The organism is Brooklawnia sp., assembly GCF_032229645.1.
Classification (GTDB): domain Bacteria; phylum Actinomycetota; class Actinomycetes; order Propionibacteriales; family Propionibacteriaceae; genus Brooklawnia.
The window spans coordinates 1-6,067 of the sequence record NZ_JAVTWX010000100.1; the positions used below are offsets into that span (position 1 = coordinate 1).

Below are 6,067 nucleotides of genomic sequence, written 5' to 3' on the forward strand. Positions count from 1 at the left end.
CGTCACCGGAGCGAAGATCATGTAACCCGGCTGGCCCTTCTGCACCTGACGGCCCAGCTGCTGCCACTGCCGATACCCAGCCACATACGACGGCACCGGCTCCAGCGCCCGGCCGGCGTCGAACGCCGCCTGATGCTGGACCCAGATCAACAACGAGTTGTTGAACGACCTGCTCCGGAACCGGGCCGTGAACGCCAGAGCACGCGCCCAGTCAGCGCCGGACACCAGCTGATCGACGGCGCCGGTGAGTATCTCGTGCAGTTCATCGAGCTTCGCCTCGCGCTCCGCCCGCGCTTCCTCCCTCGTCGCCATTATTGGGCCTCCCTCCGCTGGGGCTGCTCTGGGGCGCGAGCAACCATGCGACTGCGAGGTACGCCGGGAACACCACGAAGGTGGAGGCACAGGTCAAGGGGGTGCGACCAAGACCGCCCAGGTTCGAGCCGAACCCGGCGAGTCCTTACCGGTCTACCTCACCCACCAGACCCACCGACCATGCTGACCTCGATGGTCACGAAATCGGGAGCGTGGATGACCGAATCGGGAGCATCACACGGCCTGGGTGCTCAACCGCCGGTACTCGACCGGGGTGATGCCGACGTACTGGCGGAATAGCTGGGCGGCGTGGCCACGACTATGCCACCCGACTTGCCGCATCGCTGCCTCGATGGGCAAGTCCGTATCCCGCAGCAGTCGAGCCAGTTCTTCGGCGCGGATCATCGACAAGAACGCCAACGGCGTCTTCCCATACGCCTCCGTGAACACCCGAACCAGTTGCGAAGTAGACATGTGAATCAACTCAGCCAACGCAACCAGTGTCCAGTGGACATCCGGCGAAGCTCGCAGTAGTTCAGCAATCTTCCGCGCTTCCTCACGCAGTGGGCAGAACTGACGATGCCGTGGTGTTGTGGGTCGGGTTCGGGACCGCTGTGATGGGGAGAGGCGGACTGAGGAGACCTTCACGAACGGGGCGATCACGTCAGCGAGGGCGAACCAGAGGGCCTGAATCCTGTTGAACCGCCGCCCGTAGTGGTCATCGAGACTGAGGCGGACGAGCTCATCGAGCCAGGGCATCAGCATTCCTGCACGTTCCTCCCCGAGACGGAGTATCTGGGCCGGTTCGAGATACATCATTTCCGCCAGATTGCGAGCATCCAGACGGTCACAGAGCAGTCCCACATGCTGCCAGAACACCTGGTCGATCAGATAGTCAGTATCCATGTACACCGTTGTGACCGTGATCTGCCCCTCGGGCTCGCTCCCGCACAGGGTGTTTGCGCAGAGCAGGACGGCATCTCCGACGTTGATTGTTTGCTTACCGAACTCGCTGAACAAGAATGCCGAACCATCCCGGACCAGGATCACCTTCACACAGTCATACGCGACCGGCCCCACCGGATGATGGAAGGTCTGCGTCTTCGCCTGGATCGGGATATGCAGACCGGTGTCGGACGGCACTTCCATCGCTAGAGCCTTGCTGATGCTTTGATCGCTCGAGCTACTCGCGCCGATCGATCCAAGGAACTCGCTGGACCCAGCGACGAAGCCCGCATCTTCGACGGCAGACCTGGTTCGGCGCCTCTTGGTGACTCCATTGATGTCCATCACTCGCCACGACCCTCGCGACTGGTAGCGGTCTTTCCCTTCAACCGTGGCTCAACCGAGCTTGGTCTCGCGTCCCCCGAATGTGGACACTTCGTCAGCAAGCACCGCACTGTCGACCCAAACCTGGACACTCCTGAGCGTTCGAGCCGGCTTGATTAAGCTGCGCGTCCCACCTGTGCGATCGCTGACCATCCGGTGCCGGGCGAGGACGGCGCAACGCGTGGAGGGCGAGCGAGTGCTTCACCGTGCCCCCAGATGTGGCGCCTTCTCAGCGGGCCTCGTGGAGCAGGCCCGCCTCGTGAGCGAGGACCGCGAGGCGGGTGCGGTCGCTGATGTCGAGTTTGGCGAACAGGCGTTTGAGGTAGGTCCGCACCGTTTCGGGGCTCAGGAACAACGCCTCGGCGATCTCTTGGTTCGACATCCCTTGGGCGACGAGGCGCACCACTTGGAGTTCCCGCTCGCTGAGGAGAGCGTCGGTGAACGCGTGCGGTGTCGGCCTTGGTCGCGGCGCGAACTGGTCCATCAACCGCGCGGTGACTTCTGGGGCGAGTGAGCTGTGCCCGGCATGGACCGCGCGAACTCCGGCCAGCACCTCCGAAGCCGAGGCATTCTTGAGCAGGAAACCTGCGGCGCCGTCGCGGATGGCCTCGGCCACGTACTCGTCGAGGTCGAAGGTCGTGAGGACGATGATCCTCGTGGCGGTCTCGGCGGTGGCGCGCACGACATCGAGGCCGCTGCCGCCGGGCATTTGCACGTCCACTAGTGCGACGTCGGGTTTGAGTGCGCGGATCATCCGGGTCGCGTCTTCGCCGGTCCCAGCTTCTCCGGTCACGGTGAAGCCGTCGGTTCGGGTGAAGATGCGACGGTAGACCCCTCGGAACTCGGCGTCGTCATCGGCTAGGAAGACGCGGATTACCCCACTCATGCCTCACGTCCTATCGGGAGGTGGGCGAGGAGTCGGGTTCCGCCTTCGAGCCTGGTGGAGATCGTCAACTCGCCGCCGAGTTCCGCCACCCGCTCGCGCATTCCCGACAAACCGTTGCCGGGGGCGTCATCGGCATGGATGCCGGCGCCGTTGTCATCGACCCTGACCGCAATCCGGTCATCCTCACTCCACACGGCCACCTCACACCGGTCGGCGCCGGAGTGGCGAACGATGTTGCTGAGCCCTTCCTGGACGATGCGCGTCACCGCCAGACCGAGTTCGGCGGGCAACTCTGGGGTGGTGATGCTCGCGTCGACCTGCAGCCCGCTGGCTCTGGCTGCGGCGAGGAGATCGGGCAACGACACCAGGGCCTGCCCGTCAGGCGCGATCTGGCCGGTTCGTAGTGACCGGACCAGAGCCTGCACTTCTTCGAGGGCGCCTCGTGCGCGTTGCTCGATGTCGGCCAGGCTTTCGCGGAGTTCAGTCTCTGTCGTGCCGGGCAGGGTTCGGGCGGCGTCCGCTTCGATGCTGATGAAGCTGAGTGCGTGTCCGACGACATCGTGGACCTCGCGCGCCATCACCGATTGCTGCCGGGCTCGCTCAGAGCGTTCCTGCTCGCGCACCATCGCCGCGACCGCTGCCTGGCGTCGTGCCTCGACATGCCCGAGCAGCCATGAGGCGCCCAGTGCGCAGATGCCGTTCACGATCCGTTGCCCCAGCACGGGGTCATTGAGTGGCGGGGCCATTGTCGCCGCCAGTGCCACCAAGGCGGCTATCATCACTAGCCCGAAGGATCGGCTGCGAGGTGCGCGCTGCAGCGCCATCGGGTACAAGCACCACGCCGCCGCGAGCAGAGGATCGGTGCCCAGTCCGCTCGTCCAGCCGACCGTCGTCGCACCGATAGCGACGACGGTTGAGATGGTAGGCAGCTTCCACCGGAGCATCACGGAGACGCAGACCAGTACGGCCAGCACACCCCACAGGGCGAGGTCTCCCTGGGTGCGTTCTCGCGTCAGCGCGGGTACCCAAAAGAAGCCGACAACCGCGACAGCCACAGCGGCATCGAGCCCCCAGGAGAGCGCCGACGATCTCAGCCCCAGCATCGATGTCGACATACTCTCCACAAGGCCCATTCTTCCACCCAGTCTGTAGCCGCTATGGGTGCCGCACCCGAGGGGCGAGGATTGTCGGTCGGCCCGTTGACCGCTCTGTGAACGGCCGTCGTCGCTATGGCCACGTCAGTTGCCGTTAGCTGTCGCGCCGTGTCAGGGCGATCGCGTGGCCACCGATGGCAATGAGCGCCCAGAGGCCCACGGCGAGCGCGCCGATGGCAGGTGGGAGCACGGTGACCTCGCTGGAAGGTGTGCCGAGCATGTTCATCGCTGCTTGGTCCGGCAGGAAGCGGAGTCCTTCAGGCCAAGGTAGGAAGCCTGCGTTGACGAAGACGGCGAGGGCACCTAGTAGCGACAGGGGTGCGATAGCGCTCCGCAGCACGGTTGCGAGGCCGAACGCGACCAGTGACATCAGCAGGTACACGGCAGTCCATCGACCGATATCGGTCAGCAGTTCCGGAACGGTGAGCCTGTCGTGGAACCCGAGGATGAGGCGTGCCGGGATGAGCGTAAGCAGTGCTCCGGGCAGAACCACCAAGGTCAAGGCGGCGAGCTTGCAGATGACGAGCCGATTCCGGTCGGGTGTTGCGGTCAAGCTCATCCGAAGCTGCCCGCCCTGGTACTCACTCGCCGCTGCGTAGACCGGCAGCACGAGGAAGGCATAGATCGGCGCGAACATCACCGAGGGGAACTCCGCCAGCGATTGCGTGCCTGATGCCGTTCCGAACTGGACGGCGCTGGCGCCAACGATCCCGAACAGGGTGTTCGCCGCGAACGCCAGCGCGATGGCGAGGAGGGTTGCGGGGTGGGTGATGATCTTCGTGATCTCCGAGGCGATCACGTCTCGTGGCCGGATTCTCGGCGTCTCGATGGTGGTGGTCATCGTGCGTCTCTGCGGTGGATGGCGAGGGCGGCGCCGACGGGAGTCAGGATCGCCCATGTGGCGAGGACGGCCGCGCCCACCTCGGGGCTCGAACTGAACGCCGGTCCGCCGCCTGGCCCCCATCCCTCGCTTTGGAGTAGCCAGTTCCGAGCTGCGCTTACCGGGGTCAGTGCGTCCAGGACGGGTGAGATGCCGTAGAGGACCTGCGTCATGACAACGCCCGTGAACGCCATCATGATGAGGATGCCGAGCATCGTGCGTCGAGTGATCAGTGTGATGCCGAACGTGATGAGGGTGATGGCAACGACGAACAGGATCGAGCCACCGAAGCCGATGAACGCTTCGGGTCGCCAGATGAGGTCTGGTCGCCAGTCCTTGACCGCGAGGTAGGTGGCCAGGAGAGTCATCGCCGTGACGATGAGGCTGAACCCGAGGGCATAGATCGCGGTGGCGATGGTCTTGCCGAGTACCAAACGCATCCGGTTGGGCACGGCCAGCACACTGACGCCGAGTTGCCCGGTGCGGAACTCCGCGCCGGCGATGACTGCGCCGAGGACGGGGAAGAAGATGCCGGGGTTGAAGACCTGTGCTGCCATGTCGGAGAGGATTTCGAGGTCGGCTGGAACTGGTCCGGAGTTGTACCACCAGAGCATTCCGTCGGTGTCGAGTGTCTCCAGCTTCAAACTGATGCCCTGATAGCCCTGGACCTGCAGGAGGAGGGTGAGCCCCAGAAGAATGCCGGTGACGATCCAGACGCTGGGGAGCGTGCTGATCTTGGTCAGTTCGGAACGAATCGTGGCGATCATGATCATCACCAGCTCTCGCCCGGCTCGCTGCCGGTGAGCGCGAAGAACGCTTCTTCGAGCGAGGCGTGTCCGTCGGTGATCTCAGCCAGGGTGCCGGTGGCGATGATGCGGGCCTTGTCGATGATCACGATGTCGTCCACCGTCTCGGCGGTCTCACCCATCAGATGACTGGACAGCAAGACCGTGTTGCCCGCATCGGCGTAGCGACGCAAGAAGGTACGCACCGTCCGGATGCCCTCCGGGTCCAGGCCGTTGACCGGCTCATCAAGCACCAGAACGCGCGGCTCGCCGAGCAAGGCGGCAGCCAGGCCGAGGCGCTGTTTCATGCCCAGGGAGTACTTCTTCACCCTGACGGTGGCAGCATCGGTGAGCCCCACCGTCTCCAACACCTCGCCGATCCTCCCGGTGGGGATTCGGTTGGACTGGGCGATCCAGCGCAGATGATCCACGCCGCGCCGCTCAGGCACCGCGGACGCGCCGTCGAGCATCGCCCCGACCGTCCGCAACGGCTGGGCGAGCGTCGCATATGGCGCGCCGTCGATCAGCGCCGTTCCGGCGGTGGCCCGGTCCAAGCCGAGCAGGATGCGCAGCGTGCTTGACTTGCCCGCGCCGTTCGGGCCGAGGAACCCGGTGACCCGCCCAGGCGCTGCGGTGAAGCTCACGTCCTCGACGGCCGTCTTGGCTCCGTACTTCTTGGTGACTCCATTGATCTCGATCACACGCGTCACGATCCTCACGA

General features: G+C 64.8%; 7 protein-coding genes. All 7 read right to left on the minus strand.

The genetic code is table 11. The features are described from left to right. The coding region (locus AAFP05_RS07615; RefSeq protein ID WP_341729261.1) for an ArdC family protein at nt 1–312 on the minus strand (312 nt) is incomplete at its 3' end. Nucleotides 313–546: 234 nt separating this feature from the next. Beyond that, entirely contained in the window at nt 547–1,461 is a 915-nt protein-coding gene (locus AAFP05_RS07620) for a helix-turn-helix transcriptional regulator (RefSeq protein ID WP_341729262.1), read from the minus strand. Between the two features lie 409 nt (nt 1,462–1,870). Further along, entirely contained in the window at nt 1,871–2,527 is a 657-nt protein-coding gene (locus AAFP05_RS07625; RefSeq protein WP_341729263.1) for a response regulator transcription factor, read from the minus strand. Beyond that, nucleotides 2,524–3,642 carry a sensor histidine kinase gene (locus tag AAFP05_RS07630; RefSeq protein WP_341729267.1) on the minus strand — a complete coding sequence of 373 codons (1,119 nt, stop codon included), beginning with the start codon at nt 3,640–3,642 and terminating at the stop codon, nt 2,524–2,526. The genes AAFP05_RS07625 and AAFP05_RS07630 overlap by 4 nt, the downstream gene beginning before the upstream one ends. A gap of 133 nt (nt 3,643–3,775) precedes the next feature. Beyond that, nucleotides 3,776–4,522, minus strand: coding sequence for a hypothetical protein (locus tag AAFP05_RS07635; RefSeq protein WP_341729264.1), 747 nt, complete (start codon nt 4,520–4,522; stop codon nt 3,776–3,778). Beyond that, nucleotides 4,519–5,328, minus strand: coding sequence for a hypothetical protein (locus tag AAFP05_RS07640; protein WP_341729265.1), 810 nt, complete (start codon nt 5,326–5,328; stop codon nt 4,519–4,521). The genes AAFP05_RS07635 and AAFP05_RS07640 overlap by 4 nt, the downstream gene beginning before the upstream one ends. A 5-nt stretch (nt 5,329–5,333) precedes the next feature. Beyond that, a partial coding sequence (locus AAFP05_RS07645; RefSeq protein ID WP_341729266.1) for an ATP-binding cassette domain-containing protein occupies nt 5,334–6,067 on the minus strand: 734 nt, incomplete at its 5' end.

Excerpts from the sequence above, each read along its gene's own strand:
- AAFP05_RS07620 (WP_341729262.1), bottom strand. The coding sequence starts at position 1,461 with ATGGAAGTGCCGTCCGACACCGGTCTGCATATCCCGATCCAGGCGAAG.
- AAFP05_RS07625 (WP_341729263.1), bottom strand. The coding sequence starts at position 2,527 with ATGAGTGGGGTAATCCGCGTCTTCCTAGCCGATGACGACGCCGAGTTC.
- AAFP05_RS07630 (WP_341729267.1), bottom strand. The coding sequence starts at position 3,642 with ATGTCGACATCGATGCTGGGGCTGAGATCGTCGGCGCTCTCCTGGGGG.
- AAFP05_RS07635 (WP_341729264.1), bottom strand. The coding sequence starts at position 4,522 with ATGACCACCACCATCGAGACGCCGAGAATCCGGCCACGAGACGTGATC.
- AAFP05_RS07640 (WP_341729265.1), bottom strand. The coding sequence starts at position 5,328 with ATGATCGCCACGATTCGTTCCGAACTGACCAAGATCAGCACGCTCCCC.